This is a genomic window from Nonomuraea sp. NPDC050643 (genome assembly GCF_040654715.1).
In the GTDB taxonomy this organism is placed as follows: Bacteria; Actinomycetota; Actinomycetes; order Streptosporangiales; family Streptosporangiaceae; genus Nonomuraea.
The window spans coordinates 1-13429 of sequence record NZ_JBFAIM010000101.1 but is presented as its reverse complement, the minus strand read 5'-3'; the positions used below and the strand labels follow the sequence as shown (position 1 = coordinate 13429).

General features: G+C 70.9%; 15 protein-coding genes and 1 riboswitch. Of the genes, 9 read left to right on the top strand and 6 right to left on the bottom strand.

Annotated elements, in window-relative coordinates; translation table 11 throughout:
- Positions 1–289 precede the first annotated feature (289 nt).
- The 5 genes from AB0I15_RS62225 to AB0I15_RS62205 form a co-directional block, all read right to left on the bottom strand.
- On the bottom strand, positions 290–1111 hold the full coding sequence (locus AB0I15_RS62225) for a polyphosphate polymerase domain-containing protein (protein ID WP_358118956.1): 822 nt from the start codon (positions 1109–1111) through the stop codon (positions 290–292).
- Between the two features lie 212 nt (positions 1112–1323).
- On the bottom strand, positions 1324–1863 hold the full coding sequence (locus AB0I15_RS62220; protein WP_358119000.1) for a DUF4956 domain-containing protein: 540 nt from the start codon (positions 1861–1863) through the stop codon (positions 1324–1326).
- A gap of 88 nt (positions 1864–1951) precedes the next feature.
- Entirely contained in the window at positions 1952–2614 is a 663-nt protein-coding gene (locus tag AB0I15_RS62215) for a response regulator transcription factor (RefSeq protein ID WP_358118955.1), read from the bottom strand.
- Positions 2611–4020 (bottom strand): ATP-binding protein, encoded by a 1410-nt coding sequence (locus tag AB0I15_RS62210; protein ID WP_358118953.1) that lies wholly within the window; start codon positions 4018–4020, stop codon positions 2611–2613. The genes AB0I15_RS62215 and AB0I15_RS62210 overlap by 4 nt, the downstream gene beginning before the upstream one ends.
- Before the next feature lie 12 nt (positions 4021–4032).
- Positions 4033–4464 (bottom strand): hypothetical protein, encoded by a 432-nt coding sequence (locus AB0I15_RS62205; protein WP_358118951.1) that lies wholly within the window; start codon positions 4462–4464, stop codon positions 4033–4035.
- A 114-nt stretch (positions 4465–4578) separates the two neighbouring features.
- On the opposite strand from AB0I15_RS62205, the gene AB0I15_RS62200 reads away from it, so the two are divergent.
- From AB0I15_RS62200 to AB0I15_RS62170, 7 genes are read left to right on the top strand one after another with little or no spacing between them, the layout of a single operon-like run.
- Entirely contained in the window at positions 4579–5361 is a 783-nt protein-coding gene (locus tag AB0I15_RS62200; RefSeq protein ID WP_358118950.1) for an SDR family oxidoreductase, read from the top strand.
- A 2-nt stretch (positions 5362–5363) separates the two neighbouring features.
- On the top strand, positions 5364–6188 hold the full coding sequence (locus AB0I15_RS62195; protein ID WP_358118949.1) for a hypothetical protein: 825 nt from the start codon (positions 5364–5366) through the stop codon (positions 6186–6188).
- Between the two features lie 44 nt (positions 6189–6232).
- Positions 6233–6892 (top strand): ABC transporter permease, encoded by a 660-nt coding sequence (locus AB0I15_RS62190; RefSeq protein WP_358118948.1) that lies wholly within the window; start codon positions 6233–6235, stop codon positions 6890–6892.
- 37 nt (positions 6893–6929) lie between these two features.
- A complete protein-coding gene (locus tag AB0I15_RS62185; RefSeq protein ID WP_358118946.1) occupies positions 6930–8060 on the top strand; it encodes an ATP-binding cassette domain-containing protein in 1131 nt (376 codons plus the stop codon).
- Positions 8057–8833, top strand: a complete 777-nt coding sequence (locus AB0I15_RS62180) for an ABC transporter permease (protein ID WP_358118945.1) — start codon at positions 8057–8059, stop codon at positions 8831–8833. Before AB0I15_RS62185 ends, AB0I15_RS62180 begins: the two co-directional genes overlap by 4 nt.
- Positions 8830–9783, top strand: a complete 954-nt coding sequence (locus AB0I15_RS62175; protein WP_358118943.1) for a glycine betaine ABC transporter substrate-binding protein — start codon at positions 8830–8832, stop codon at positions 9781–9783. The genes AB0I15_RS62180 and AB0I15_RS62175 overlap by 4 nt, the downstream gene beginning before the upstream one ends.
- A gap of 54 nt (positions 9784–9837) precedes the next feature.
- Complete coding sequence (locus AB0I15_RS62170) at positions 9838–10677, top strand: SDR family oxidoreductase (protein ID WP_358118942.1); 840 nt, start codon at positions 9838–9840, stop codon at positions 10675–10677.
- Here AB0I15_RS62170 and thiC read toward each other — a convergent pair.
- Positions 10674–12218 carry a phosphomethylpyrimidine synthase ThiC gene (thiC, locus tag AB0I15_RS62165; RefSeq protein ID WP_358118940.1) on the bottom strand — a complete coding sequence of 515 codons (1545 nt, stop codon included), beginning with the start codon at positions 12216–12218 and terminating at the stop codon, positions 10674–10676. The genes AB0I15_RS62170 and thiC overlap by 4 nt on opposite strands.
- A riboswitch (TPP riboswitch) is annotated at positions 12211–12323 on the bottom strand. (Overlaps the previous gene by 8 nt.)
- A gap of 89 nt (positions 12324–12412) precedes the next feature.
- On the opposite strand from thiC, the gene AB0I15_RS62160 reads away from it, so the two are divergent.
- Both AB0I15_RS62160 and AB0I15_RS62155 read left to right on the top strand, forming a co-directional pair.
- Entirely contained in the window at positions 12413–12760 is a 348-nt protein-coding gene (locus AB0I15_RS62160) for a hypothetical protein (RefSeq protein ID WP_358118938.1), read from the top strand.
- Positions 12761–12772: 12 nt separating this feature from the next.
- The coding region (locus tag AB0I15_RS62155; protein ID WP_358118937.1) for a universal stress protein at positions 12773–13429 on the top strand (657 nt) is incomplete at its 3' end.

Here is a 13429-nt window from a genome sequence, read left to right as displayed (position 1 = left end):
CAACCGGAACGCCCCACCCAACCGATCCGCCTCCCCGCAACCGGAACGTTCACCAAAACGCCCTCCCACCCCACGGCCAAACCACTCCACCACCGAACCCCCTCCCCTCCCAGCGGCCACGACGCCCCGCCTCCGACCCCGGCAACCGCAAGCCTCCCGTCACTGGAAGCGACCACCGCTCCAGCAACCAGAGCGTTCCGCCACCGGAAACGACGACCCTCCAACCACCAGAGCGTTCCGCCGCTGGAAACGACGACCCTCTCGGCAACCGGAACGCGCTCCGCCACGCCTACGACCGCCCTCCCCAGCAACCGGGAACGACAGGCCCTGAGCGTCCTGGCCGGGTCTGGCGATGCCGGGGCGTCGGCTGGTGGGTCAGGTAGCGTTGCAGGACCGGGTGCCAGCGATTGGCGGGCAGGGCGTGCAGGGCGGCCACCGCGAGGCAGTATTTGCTCACGTTGACCGGTCGCACACCCAGGCGGCGCAGCACCTTGTCGACCTCGGCCCGGCCGTCGACCGACTTCGACTCCAGCAGCACCAGATCGCCACGGGCGGGAGTGCTGCGCCGATCGTCGCGGAACAGCAGGCCGGTGTCGCAGGTGAGCCGGGCCCCGCCGGAGTGGTCGATGAGCGTCACCCGTTTGTAGTCCGTGGACAGCACCGGCCCCAGCGTCTCGGGGGCGATGAGGCGCAGCTCGCCGAGCAAGGTGTCGCGGACGAAGTCGAGCGCCGACGGGGTGAGCGTGTGGCCGGGGGCGTCGTCGTAGGGGATGCGGTGTTTGTCGGTGAGGCCGCGTGCGCCGCTGAGCTTGAGCTCGAGCCACCGCCCGCCCCCGTCCAGGTAAGTACGGGTCCGCACCTTGAACCTGCGCCGCCGATCCTGCCGATGCTGATGGAAGGTGAGCAGCTCAGGCGTGTCGAAGTAGGTGGAGCTGTAGCGGAACTGCCGCAGCCCCCCGATCCGCAACGCGCAGAACCGATCACCGAGCTCCGCCGCCAGCCTGGCCATGGTCGAGGCCGTGACGAGGTATTTGCAGTCGACCCGGCTCATCAACTCCGGCACGTCCTCCAACCCGATCGCCGGCGCCGCCGCAGCCACCCCGGCGAGCAACGCGTCCGCATAGGCCCCACCCCTGCCATCCGCGTGGGACTCACCTCTCCCGCCAGCCGCGGAGGACTCGCTTCCCCTGCCGCCCGCATAGACCTCGCCTCTCCTGCCACCCCCACAGGGCTCGTTTCCGCCTCCGCCCCAGTCGACGCCCCGGTCGACGCCCCGGTCGACCGCATAAGGCCGGGTCGTGCCGTCATTGGCGGGACCGGTGTTCATCGCACCCCCACGCGCGGGTTCGGCACCACATAGCGCACGTCGACCACGGTCACGTCGCGTACGTAGTCGATCTGGGTGACCACGCAGTGCAGCACCCGGGCCCGCAACCGGCTCTCCAGGTCCACCCGCAGCAGGTCTGGGTCGGCGTGCACGACGTCCAGTGTCACGAGCTGGTGCCGGGTGCGGCCGAGCAGGCCGGGGTGGTCGGCGATGAACATCACGCCCAGCAGCACCCCGTTCAGCAGCAGTGCGGTCATCGGCCACGCCCCCGCGATGCCGTTGACCAGCCCCAGCACGATGGCGACGAAGTAGTAGGCGATCTCCTGCTGGGTGATCTCACTGGAGCGGAGCCGGATGATCGACAACACGCCGAACAGCCCGAAGCCCACGGCGATGTCGACCCGCTGCACCAGCAGCAGCGACACCACCGCGAAGATCCCCACGTTGAGCGCGACATAGGCGAACAGCAGGTCGCGCCGATGATGCCGCCGATAGTAGAGGCCGTAGGCGAGCACGATGATCGCCACGAGATCCATCACCAGTCCGGTTACCAAGACCGTTCCTTCCGTAGTGTTCTTGATGAACAGCCTCCAGGAACGGAGTGAAGCGACGGTGAGCTGATGATTAGGCGACTCTCATGCGATAGCCGGTGCCCCTGACGGTCTCGATCCGGTCGGCGCCGATCTTGCGCCGCAGGTAGCGGACGTAGACGTCGACCACGTTGGAGCCGGGGTCGAAGTCGAACCCCCACACGTGGCTGAGCAGCTGCTCGCGCGTCAGGACCTGGTCGGGATGGCGGCAGAAGATCTCCGCCAGGGCGAACTCCCTGGTGGACAGGTCGACCGCCCGATCTCCGACATAGGCGCGCCGGGTGCGCAGGTCGAGCGACAGGTCCGACACCCGCAGCACGGTGACCTCGGGCGTGCGGTCGGCCCGCAGCCGCAGCCGCACCCGGGCCAGGAGCTCCTCGAAGGCGAAGGGCTTGGCGATGTAGTCGTCGGCGCCACCCTCCAGCCCGGCCACGGTGTCGCTCACGCTGTCGCGCGCGGTCAGGATGATCACCGGGATGGACACCATGGACCCGCGCAACCGCCGCAGCACCGTGAAGCCGTCGCTCAGCGGCAGCCCGATGTCCAGGATGAGCAGGTCGAACCCGCCCGCGCTGGCCAGGTCGTAGGCCGCGACCCCGTCTCCCACCACGGCGGTCACGAACCCGTTGGCCCGCAGCCCCTTCTCCACGAACGAAGCGATCCTGGCCTCGTCTTCGGCGATCAGAATCCGGTTCAACTCACCCTCCACAGCTCCCACAGCGGAAGAGACATGACAAAGCAGGCCCCGCCCCCCGGAGCCTCCGTCACCTGCACAGTGCCTCCATGGGCTTGGGCGATGGATCTGACGATGGCCAGCCCGAGCCCGGCTCCGTCGTGGGAGCCCGTACGGCCGGCGCCCCGGACGAACCGCCCGAAGATCCGCTCGCGCTCCGCGGGCGCGACCCCGGGCCCGCTGTCGCGCACCCACAGCTCGACCCGCCCGTCGCGGACGGCGGAGCCGACGGCGATCAGGTCGTCGTCGGTGGTGTGGCGCACGGCGTTGGCCACGAGTTGCATGAGCGCCTGCGTGAGCCGCTGGCGGTCGGCCGGCAGCCGGGCCTCGGCCACCTCGTCGACCCGCCACCGCCGCTCACCGAGGGCGCGCGCCTTGGCGACCACGCTGACCGTGAGGTCGGCCAGCTCGACGTGGTCGAGCGCCAGGAACCCGGGCTGCTCGGACTTGGCCAGGGTGAGCAGGTCGTCGACGATGCGGTTCATTCGGTCGAGCTCGTCGGTGACCAGGGCGAGGGTGTCGGCGCGCTCGTCAGGATCGTCGCCCATCAGCTCGAGGTGGCCGCGGATGACCGTGATCGGTGTGCGCAGCTCGTGCCCGGCGTCGTCCATGAAGTGCCGCTGCACGACGAAGGCCTGCTCGAGCCGGTCGAGCATGTGGTTGAACGTCGCCGCGAGCGCCGCCACGTCGTCGTCGCCCGGCACGTCGAGCCGGCGCGTCAGGTCGGTGGAGTCGCTGATCTGCTCGGCGGTCTGGCGGACCAGCCGGACCGGCGCCAGCACCTGCCCCGCCACGAACCAGCCGGCCGTGCCTGCCAGCCCCATCGCCGCCAGCGCGGACAGCCCGAGGACCCGCACCGCGTCGACGATCTCGTCACGGTGCAGGTCGTAGAAGTGGGCCACGACGAAATGCCCGGGACGGGCGTCGCCGGCCACGGTGACCGGGATCACCGTGTAGTGGACCGTTCCCTTGGCGGTCTCGAACTCGGCGCGCTCCACCCGGGTGGCCGCGGCCATCCGGGCGATCAGCGCGTGGTCGGTGTCGATGGGCACGGGCGGCGGAACCCCGGGGATCTTGTCCACCTCGCCCCCGACGATGGTGAGGAAGGTCTCCCATCGGTCGGGCAGGTTGAGCGCGAGGTATCCGGTCATCAGCTCCTGGACGTCGGTGACCGGGCGCCCGGTCTGCGGATCGAGCGCGGTCGCGGCGTAGCGCCGCAGCTTCTGCACCTCGTTGGCGCGCTCGGACTGCATCCGGTCGTCGAGCCGGGTGAGCAGGATGGTCCAGGTCGCGAAGATCGAGACGGACAGGGCGAGACCGACGACGGCGAGCATCCAGCCCACGATCCGGGCACGGGCGCTCACCCTCATGCGACCTCCCCATCAGTCATCGTCATCTCCGCCACCATCATCGTCGTCGTCATCGTCACCGGCGCCGCCGGGCCGCGGGGAGGGCGGCTTGACCGGCTCGGCCTTCGTCTTGCGCGGCGTCGGCCGCACGCTCTGGACGGGCTCACCACTCTGGACGGGCTCACTGCTCTGGGCGGGCTCACTGCTCTGCGCGGGCTCACCACGCCTGGTGGGCTCGCCGCTCCCGCCGGGTGAACCGGCCCCGGCCTCCGGCCGCCCCGCGGTGGGCTCTCCCGAGCGCACCGGCTCGGACGCGGCCCGCCCGCTCGGCTCGGGAGACGACGACACCACGACCGGCCCGCCCAGATCGGGCTCCTCCTCGGCCGCCCGCACCAGGCCCACCGACAGGAACCCCGCCACTGCCGCCCCAAGGACGAGGAGGATCACCGTTCCCCGATGTTTCATGAGGTAGACCCTGACGCCTTTCGAGGAGACCACGCTGAAGCACAGATGAGAAACCTCTCATCTGATCTCGTCCCTCCGCAGTAGAATAACGTTCTAATTCCAGGAGGGACGCCCATGCGGATACAGGACAAGGTCGTCGTCGTCACGGGCGCGGCCGGCGGAATCGGACGCGCGCTCGCCCTCAGGTTCGCCGCGGAGGGCGCGGCCGGAGTGGTCGTCGCCGACCTCGACGAGGCGGGCGCCGCCGCGGTGGCCAAGGAGATCGGCGACCGCGCGGTGCACGTACAGGTGGACGTCGCGTCGGAGGCGCAGGTGGCGGCGCTCGCCGACACCCCGTTCGGCCCCGTCGACCTGTTCTGCTCCAACGCCGGCATCATCGGCGGCCACGGCCTCGACGCCTCCGACCAGGAGTGGAGCAGCCTGTACGCCGTCAACGTCATGGCCCACGTGTACGCCGCCCGCGCCGTCGTCCCCTCCATGGTCGCCCGAGGCGGCGGCTACCTCCTCAACACCTGCTCCGCCGCCGGCCTCATCAGCTGCCCCGGCGACGCCCCGTACGCGGTCACCAAGGCCGCGGCGGTCGCGTTCGCCGAGTGGCTGGCCATCCACTACGCCGGCAAGGGCGTCAAGGTCAGCGTCCTGTGCCCGCAGGGCGTCCGGACGGCCATGCTGGAGCGCGGCGTCGAGGAGGACCACCTGACCGCCAGGGCCGTCAACGCCTCGGGAGCAATCCTCGACCCGGCCGACGTGGCCACGTCCGTCATCGAGGGCCTGGCCGCGGAGCGGTTCCACATCTTCCCGCACCCGGAGGTGGCGGAGTACGCGCGCCGCAAGGCCGAGGACCCCGACCGATGGCTCGCCGGAATGTCCCACTTCGTCGACTCCCTGGAGGCGTGACCATGAAAGCCGCAGCCCGCCGAGCCTGGCGCCGCCTGGAGCCCCTGCACGGCATGATCTATTTCGTCCCCGAGGCCACCAGACGCTACTCCGAGCTGGGCCTGACCGGCAGGTCCGGATATTTCGCCTCCCGTAGCGCCCCTCTCGGCCGCGCCTCCGCCGACGTGGTCATCGCCACGTTCTACAACTTCTGCCCCGACCTCGTACGCCGCTCGATGAACGCCGTCTGGGACACCGTCACCCCCGAGCAGGTCCTCCAGGCCCGCCACGACGCCGCCGCCGAGGCCCTGCGCCGGGCCGGGATCCACGAGTTGCCCGACTTTGACGCCACCCTCGACCTGGCCCGCCGCGCGGCCGAGTCCGCCTGCGAGCACCCGCAGGGCCGCCCGCTGTTCGCCGCCCACGCCACGCTCCCCTGGCCGGACGACCCCCTCCTGTGCCTGTGGCACGCCCAGACCCTGCTGCGCGAGTTCAGAGGCGACGGCCACGTGGCCACCCTGCTCACGGAGGGCGTCGGCGGGCCGGAGGCCCTGGTCCTGCACGCGGCCGGCGGCGACGTGCCGACCCCGTTCCTCAAGATCAGCCGAGCCTGGCCGGAGGACGAGTGGGCCGCCGCGGAGGAACGCCTGCGCGGCCGCGGCCTCCTCGACGGGGACACGCTCAGCCCGGAGGGCAAGGCCCTGCGCCAGCGCATGGAGGACCGCACCGACGAGCTGGCCCTGCCGGCGTACCGGGCGCTGGGCGAGGACGGGTGTGAGCGCCTGGCCGAGCTGGCCCGCCCCTTCGGCCGGCGCGTGGTCGACGCCGGCCTGCTCAACCTGGGCTGACCAGGGCGTTTTGCTTTTGGCGAGCATGGTTATGCCCACAGGTGATGAACCTGTGGGAGTACGTCGAGGATCGATGGGACCTCATCATCTTCGAGACCGTCCAGCACGCCAGCATGGTGGCCCAGTGTGTCCTGGTGGCCGCGGTGCTCGGCGTGCTGGTCGGCATGGCCACCTACCGCCACCCGCGACCGGCCGCGCTCGCCACGTCCGCCGCCGGGGTGCTGTTCACGATCCCGTCGCTGGCCATGCTCGGCCTGCTGATCCCGCCGCTCGGCCTCGGGGTCGCCCCGAGCGTGACCGCCATCGTCCTGTACGCCCTGCTCCCCATCATCCGCAACACCGTCGTCGGCCTGCGCGGCGTGGACGCGACGCTGGTGGACGCCGCCCGCGGCATCGGGATGAGCCGGAGCAGGTCGCTGACCAGGGTCGAGCTGCCGCTGGCCTGGCCCGTCATCCTCACGGGGATCAGGGTCTCCACCCAGCTCGCCATGGGCATCGGGGCCGTGGCCGCGTACGTCTCCGGCCCCGGCCTGGGTGAGCAGATCTTCTCCGGGCTGGCCCGGCTGGGCGGCGCGAACGCGATCAACGCCACGCTCACCGGGACGATCGGGGTGGCGCTGCTCGCGCTCGTCTTCGACGGCTTCTTCGTCCTGCTCGGCAGGTTCACCACCCCCGGCGCACGACCGGCGGCCGGCCGTGGCTGAGCCGGCCACCGGCGGCGTACCGATCGAGCTGCGGAAGGTGACCAAACGGTTCCCGGGCGGCGGCGACCCGGCCGTACAGGAGCTGGACCTGAACATCCCCGCCGGCGAGATCGTCGTGCTGCTCGGGCCCTCGGGCTGCGGCAAGACCACCACCATGCGCATGATCAACCGGCTGGACGAGCCCACCTCCGGCGACATTCTCATCGGTGGCCGCAACTCCCACGACATCGACCCCGACCGGCTCAGACGCCACATCGGCTACGTCATCCAGCAGGCCGGGCTCTTCCCCCACATGACGGTGGCCGCGAACATCGCCCAGGTCCCCAAGATGCTCGGCTGGGACCGCGACCGGATCGCCGGACGCGTGGACGAGCTGCTCACGCTGGTGGGCCTGGAGCCGGAGACGTACCGCGGCGCCTACCCGCGCCGGCTCTCCGGCGGGCAGCAGCAACGCGTCGGCGTGGCCAGGGCGCTGGCCGCCGACCCACCCGTGCTGCTCATGGACGAGCCCTTCGGCGCCCTCGACCCCATCACCCGCGAACGCCTCCAGGACGAGCTGCTCCGCCTCCAGGACGACCTGGCCAAGACGATCGTCTTCGTCACCCACGACGTGGACGAGGCGCTCAAGATCGGCGACCACATCGCGATCATGCAGCGCCCCGGGCACATCGTGCAGTACGCCCAGCCGGCCGAGATCCTGACGAACCCCGCCAGCGAGTACGTCGAGCAGTTCCTGGGCGCCGGCTCCTCGATGCGGCTGCTGCGGCTCACCAAGGTGGGCGACATCGACCTCGACCCGATCCCGTACGCGTCCGAGGACACCGACGCCCAGGACCTGCTCGCCCGGCTCGAACGCGACGGCCACGGGTACGCCGTGATCGCCGACGGCATGCGGCGGCCGCTCAGATGGGTCACCCCCGAGACCCTCGAAGGGCGGCACGGCCCGGTCGGCGCCGCCGGAGACCCGGTCACCGCCTCCATCGGGCACCGGAAGACGCTGCAGGAGGCCATGGAGGCGCTGCTCAACGCCGACACCGACCTCGTGCCCGTGATCGGCCGACGGCAGGTGTACGTGGGCGCGCTGTCGCTGAGCTCGGTGCAGAACGCGATCCAGGCCATCAAGGACCGCGAGCGCCGCCGCCGGCTGAGGCGGGGCGAGAGCGGATGACGGTCGAGAGCGCCGCCGCCCAGGAGGCCACCCACCCGGAGCCGCGGATCGGGCGGTCGTGGCACGTCGTGCTGCCGCCCCTGTGCTACCTGACCGTGGCCGTGGCGATGGTGGTCTACACGCAGTCCGTGCCGCTCGACGGCATCGAGAGCGGCTCGCTCAACCTGACGTTCATCCTCAGACGCACATGGGAGCACATCCAGCTCGTGTTCTTCTCCACCGTCCTGGTGCTGGCGGTGGCGGTGCCGCTCGGCATCCTGCTCACCCGGCGCGCGCTGCTCAGGGCCACGCCGTTCGTGCTGGCCCTGGCGAACCTGGGCCAGGCGACCCCGGCGGTCGGCATGGTCGTGCTGCTCGCGGTGCTGCTCCAGATCGGGTTCTGGACGGCGGTGCTGGCGCTGTTCGCCTACAGCCTGCTGCCCACGCTGCGCAACACGATGGTCGGGCTCGAACAGGTCGACCAGCGGCTGGTCGACGCCGGGCGGGGCATCGGCATGTCGGCGGCCGGGGTGCTGTTCAGGGTCGAGCTGCCGATGGCCGCGCCGGTCATCCTGTCGGGCGTCAGGACCACGCTGGTGCTGAACGTGGGCACGGCCGGCATCGCGGCGTTCATCGGGGCGGGCGGGCTCGGCGACCTGATCACCACGGGCGTGAGCACCCAGCGCAACCTGGTGCTGGTCACCGGGTGCGTGCTGATCGCGGTGCTGGCGCTGCTCATCGACTGGATGGGCGGGCTCGCGCAGCGCGTCCTCGCCCCCAGGGGGCTGTCGTGAGGGCGGTGCTGCTCGTCGCGCTGCTGGCGGTGGCCGGGTGCGGGCTGCGGCCGGCGTCGTCGTTCGTGCCGCCCGTGGGGCCGGGCAGCATCCGTCCCATCCCCTCGCTCAAGGGGACGACGGTGCGCGTGACGTCGAAGGAGTTCACCGAGCAGCTCGTCCTCGGCAAGATCGCCGTCCTGGCCCTCACCGCGGCGGGCGCCGACGTGTCCGACCAGACGAACGTCCAGGGCAGCGTGAACGCCCGCGCCTCCCTGATCCGCGGCGACGCCGACCTGATGTGGGAGTACACCGGCACCGGCTGGATCACCTACCTCGGGCAGCCGCGCCCGATCCCCGACCCGAAACGTCAGTACGAAGCCGTACGCGACCTCGACCTGCGCAGGAACGGCATCGTCTGGCTCCCGCCCGCGCCGCTGAACAACAGCTACTCGATCGGCGTCACCCGCGCCACGGCCGGCAGATGGGGCCTGAAGACGATCGACGACATAAGGAAGATCCCCATCGAGCACCGTACGTTCTGCGTCGACCACGAGACCTTCGGCCGGGACGACGGCTTCCTCGGCATGCTCAGGGCCTACGGCCTGGAGTACGGCAAGGACGTCCCCAGGGGCAACGTGCGGCGGCTGTCGGTCGGCGTCCTGTACAGCGCGATCGCCGGCGGGCAGTGCACGCTCGGCATGGTGACCACGACGGACGGCCGCGTCGAGGCGCTCGACCTGGTGCTGCTCGAGGACGACCGGAAGTTCTTCCCCGTCTACAACGCGGCGGTGACCATGCGGCGGCAGCTCGCCGACGCCCATCCGGAGATCGCCGGGATCTTCGCCCCCATCAGCGCCAGGCTCACCGACGACGTGATCCGCGGGCTCAACGCGCAGGTGGACGTGGACGGCGGCGTGCCGGTGCTGGTCGCCCGCGACTGGCTGAGGGCGCGGGGCTTCGTCAAGTAGGCCACCGCCGGCCCGTGGCGTTAGCCGTACCTGATCGAGGGCAGAGCGCCGGTCATGTCGGAGACACCACAGCCCTACCCCGGGCACACCGGGCGGATGAGCCCCGAGCCGCGTGACGAGATGCGCGACTACCAGGGCAGGGACCTGCTGAAGGACAAGAAGGCCCTCATCACCGGGGGCGACTCGGGCATCGGCAGGGCGGTCGCCGTCGCCTTCGCCAAGGAGGGGGCCGACGTCGCGATCGCGTACCTGAGCGAGCACGAGGACGCCGCGCACACGCGCAAGCTGGTGGAGGCCGCCGGGCGGCGCTGCGAGCTGCTGCCCGGCGACCTCGCCGACCGCGCCCACTGCTACTCGGTCGTCGAGCAGGCCGTGTCGGAGCTCGGCGGCCTGGACGTCCTGGTCAACAACGTGGCCTACCAGCAGCCGGTGAACGGCCTGGAGGAATTGTCCGACGAGCAGTGGGAGCAGACGTTCGCGGTCAACATCCACAGCTACTTCCGCGTCACCAAGGCCGCCCTCCCCCACATGCACGAGGGCTCAGCGATCATCAACACCTCCTCCATCAACGGTCTGCGCGGCAACAGGTCGCTCATCGACTACGCCGCCACGAAGGGCGCCATCAACGCCTTCACCTACTCCATGGCCCAGAACCTGGTCGAACGCGGGATCAGGGTCAACGCCGTGGCGCCGGGGCCGGTGTGGACGCCGCTGATCCCGGCGACGATGCCCGAGGAGAAGGTCGAGAAGTTCGGCGAGCACGTGCCCATGGGGCGCCCCGCCGACCCGGACGAGATCGCCCCGTCGTACGTGTTCTTCGCCGCCGGGCGGCTGTCGTCGTACTACACGGGCGAGGTCCTGGCCCCGATCGGCGGGGAGACGCTGCCGGGCTAGTCGACGTAGAGGGTGCCGCCGAGCCGCTTGAACTCGGCCGCCTTCTCCGCGAAGCCCGCCTCCCGGATGTCGTGGCTGATCCGCATGGAGCAGAACTTCGGGCCGCACATCGAGCAGAAGTGCGCGGTCTTGGCAGGCGCGGCGGGCAGGGTCTCGTCGTGGAAGGAGCGGGCCGTGTCGGGGTCGAGCGACAGGTCGAACTGGTCCTCCCAGCGGAACTCGAACCGCGCGTCCGACAGCGCGTCGTCCCACGCCTGCGCCCCCGGGTGCCCCTTGGCCAGGTCGGCGGCGTGGGCCGCGATCTTGTACGTGATCACGCCGGTCTTGACGTCGTCTCGGTCCGGCAGGCCGAGGTGCTCCTTGGGGGTGACGTAGCAGAGCATGGCGGTGCCGTACCAGCCGATCATGGCGGCGCCGATGCCCGAGGTGATGTGGTCGTAGCCCGGGGCGACGTCGGTCACGAGCGGGCCGAGCGTGTAGAAGGGCGCGTCGTCGCAGAGCTCGCGCTGCAGGTCCACGTTCTCCTTGATCTTGTGCATGGGCACGTGCCCCGGGCCCTCGATCATGACCTGGACGTCGTGCCGGCGGGCGATCCCGGTCAGCTCGCCCAGCGTGCGCAGCTCGGCGAACTGGGCCTCGTCGTTGGCGTCCGCGATCGAGCCGGGACGCAGCCCGTCGCCGAGCGAGAACGACACGTCGTAGCGGGCGAGGATCCGGCACATCTCGTCGAAGTTCTCGTACAGGAAGCTCTCGCGGTGGTGCGCCAGGCACCAGGCGGCCATGATCGAGCCCCCGCGTGAGACGATCCCGGTCCTGCGGCGGGCGGTGAGCGGCACGTACGCCAGCCGTACCCCCGCGTGCACGGTCACGTAGTCGACGCCCTGCTCGCACTGCTCGATCAGCGTGTCGCGGTAGACCTCCCACGACAGCGCCTCCGGCCGGCCCTTGACCTTCTCCAGCGCCTGGTAGATGGGCACCGTTCCGACCGGTACGGGCGAGTTGCGCAGGATCCATTCGCGGGTCTCGTGGATGTCGGCGCCGGTGGACAGGTCCATGATCGTGTCCGCGCCCCACCGGGTCGCCCAGGTCATCTTCTCGACCTCCTCCTCGATGGAGGAGCTGACGGCGGAGTTACCGATGTTGGCGTTTATCTTGACCAGGAAGTTCGAGCCGATGATCATCGGCTCGGACTCGGGGTGGTTGACGTTGGCGGGGATGATGGCCCGCCCGGCGGCCACCTCGTCGCGGACGAACTCCGGACTCACCCCCTCACGCACGGCCACGAACTCCATCTCCTTGGTGACCAGCCCGCGCCTGGCGCAGCCGACCTGGGTGACCGGCTGACCTGCCGCGTCACGCTCGCGCACCCACGCGGCGCGCGGGCGCGGCAGGCCACGACCGAGGTCGGGCTCGAAGGCGGGGTCGGTGTAGGGGCCCGAGGTGTCGTACAGCGTCACCGCCGAGCCGTCGGACAGCCGCACCTGACGCATCGGCACGCGGAGGTCCCCGGTGTAGATCTTGGAAAAGCGCGCGTCGCTCATCGCGCAAACTCCCTTCGCCGGCATTACCCGGAGCAGGTTCTGGCGGTCGGCGGCTGTCAGCCGTCCTCTCAGCCCGGTCCGCACCGGGCTCCCGCGTTGGTCGGCGCTGATCGTACCCACGCGTGCCCGCCGCCGAAACCTGGCGATGATGTTTGACGATCCCCCTGAGCGGTACGGAACCCTTCAGGGGGACTATGAAAAAGATCGCCGCTCTAGTCGCGCTCGTGGTGCTGGCCATATCGGGCGCGACCGCCGCCGCTGGGGACGGCATCGAGCAGCACGAAGTGGGCCAGGAGCAGTACGACACGCTGATCGCCCAGTGCCGCTACTCCGACACGGGCAAGGCGAAATGCCGTTCGGCGGTCAGAGAGATGTACCGCGTCGGCAGAACCGACAGAACGCTCGACTGCCGCACCTACTCCGGCGTGTCCGTGTGCGGCACGCTCAAGCTCAGCAAGGCCGAACGCGCCTGCACGCGCGACTCCACGGACCAGGGCCTGTCCTACCGGCGGGCCGAGGTGGAGTGCTACGCGCTGTCCTGAGGAGCTGAAGTTGTGATCATCGTCGGGGTCGACGGCTCCAGGACCGGCCTGGAGGCCGTCGCCTGGGCCGCCACCGAGGCCGCAATACGCGACGCGCCGCTGACCGTGGCGCACGCCGTGCCCAAATGGGTGTGCGAGGAGCACCCCGCCCACTACGCGGAGGTGGCCCAGTGGATGCGCGACGGCGCGAACACCGTGCTCACCGACGCCGAGGAACGGGCGCGCGATGAGCGGCCGGGGATCCGCGTGGAGCGGGTCCTGCTGCCCGGCGACCCGCGTCAGGCGCTGATCAAGGCGTCGGAGACGGCCGAGCTGCTGGTCGTCGGCAGCCGCGGCATCGGCGGCGTGCGCGGTCTGCTGGTGGGGTCGGTGGCGTACGGCCTGGCGGCGCATGCCCGGACGAACCTCGCCCTGGTCCACGAACGGCCCTCCGCGCCGCGCGGCGAGGTGGTCGCCGGGACCGACGGCTCCGCCGGATCCGCCCGGGCGCTCGAGTTCGCCTTCGCCGAGGCCGAGCTGCGGGGCGCGCGGCTACGTGCCGTACAGGCGTGGGCCTGGCCCCACCCCACCGGCTTCGAGCCGGCCGACCGGGAGAGCGAGCAGAAGGCGCTACGGTCGCTCGACGAGCTGCTGTCCGGGCACCGCGAGCGGCATCCCGGCGTGGACGCG

What these genes read in the sequence shown, in the direction of transcription:
- AB0I15_RS62160 (WP_358118938.1), top strand. Translation starts at nt 12,413, where the DNA reads ATGAAAAAGATCGCCGCTCTAGTCGCGCTCGTGGTGCTGGCCATATCG.
- AB0I15_RS62180 (WP_358118945.1), top strand. Translation starts at nt 8,057, where the DNA reads ATGACGGTCGAGAGCGCCGCCGCCCAGGAGGCCACCCACCCGGAGCCG.
- AB0I15_RS62195 (WP_358118949.1), top strand. Translation starts at nt 5,364, where the DNA reads ATGAAAGCCGCAGCCCGCCGAGCCTGGCGCCGCCTGGAGCCCCTGCAC.
- AB0I15_RS62210 (WP_358118953.1), bottom strand. Translation starts at nt 4,020, where the DNA reads ATGAGGGTGAGCGCCCGTGCCCGGATCGTGGGCTGGATGCTCGCCGTC.
- AB0I15_RS62190 (WP_358118948.1), top strand. Translation starts at nt 6,233, where the DNA reads ATGAACCTGTGGGAGTACGTCGAGGATCGATGGGACCTCATCATCTTC.
- AB0I15_RS62200 (WP_358118950.1), top strand. Translation starts at nt 4,579, where the DNA reads ATGCGGATACAGGACAAGGTCGTCGTCGTCACGGGCGCGGCCGGCGGA.
- AB0I15_RS62170 (WP_358118942.1), top strand. Translation starts at nt 9,838, where the DNA reads ATGTCGGAGACACCACAGCCCTACCCCGGGCACACCGGGCGGATGAGC.
- AB0I15_RS62220 (WP_358119000.1), bottom strand. Translation starts at nt 1,863, where the DNA reads ATGGATCTCGTGGCGATCATCGTGCTCGCCTACGGCCTCTACTATCGG.
- AB0I15_RS62205 (WP_358118951.1), bottom strand. Translation starts at nt 4,464, where the DNA reads ATGAAACATCGGGGAACGGTGATCCTCCTCGTCCTTGGGGCGGCAGTG.
- thiC (WP_358118940.1), bottom strand. Translation starts at nt 12,218, where the DNA reads ATGAGCGACGCGCGCTTTTCCAAGATCTACACCGGGGACCTCCGCGTG.